The sequence below is a fragment of the Psychroserpens mesophilus genome, assembly GCF_050617655.1.
Lineage (GTDB): Bacteria > Bacteroidota > Bacteroidia > Flavobacteriales > Flavobacteriaceae > Psychroserpens > Psychroserpens mesophilus_A.
In genome coordinates, this window is the sequence record NZ_JBODQC010000327.1 from 1 (window position 1) to 253 (window position 253).

At 32.8% G+C, this 253-nt stretch carries 1 pseudogene; it reads right to left on the reverse strand.

What is annotated here, in order from left to right:
* Positions 1-253, reverse strand: a pseudogene (locus tag ACRHNM_RS17450) (anthranilate synthase component I family protein); the annotation flags it as partial.

Consider the following 253-nt stretch of genomic DNA (forward strand, 5'->3'; position numbering starts at 1 on the left):
GGAACACATCACCTCTGGCACAATGTTTTTTAGCGAGCTCTACATGTTGTTTATATTCTTCATCTGTGAGGTTAGATTGAATGTCACCTTTTTCATCAAAGTTATAAGAGGCATATTGCCTTGTTTGTATAATTTGATGTATCTCATTAATGTTGTTATCAGTATCAAAACAATGCGCAAAAATGTAAGCTTCGTTTTTAAAATGGTTAATGGCGATGATGTTTTGATATACCGCATAATAAATGTCTGGAAT